This is a genomic window from Pseudoalteromonas sp. S4741 (assembly GCF_005886135.1).
In the GTDB taxonomy this organism is placed as follows: domain Bacteria; phylum Pseudomonadota; class Gammaproteobacteria; order Enterobacterales; family Alteromonadaceae; genus Pseudoalteromonas; species Pseudoalteromonas tetraodonis.
Genome location: NZ_PNCN01000249.1, coordinates 1 through 247, shown reverse-complemented (window position 1 = coordinate 247; position 247 = coordinate 1). Strand labels below are relative to the sequence as shown.

At 44.9% G+C, this 247-nt stretch carries 1 pseudogene; it reads right to left on the bottom strand.

What is annotated here, in order from left to right:
- Positions 1 to 247, bottom strand: a pseudogene (locus CWC30_RS18020) (7-carboxy-7-deazaguanine synthase QueE); the annotation flags it as partial.

Below are 247 nucleotides of genomic sequence, written 5' to 3'. Positions count from 1 at the left end.
TCAATGGCTAATTTAGTGTCTGAGGCTTTTTGGCTGATTGGCTGCAAATATACCAGTTTTGTGTTTACGCCGGTGGAGGTAAATAGCTCTTCCAGTTCTTCTACGTGTTTTTGCATATCAACTGGGTGTTTAATTTCATCTGCGCTTTGCATGGCACTACTGACTACTTTGTAGCCACCGCGCATATTAATTATTGGCGATACCGGGACCCACGTTTGTGCAGTGGCGAGTATTTCGAAGGTGCCAC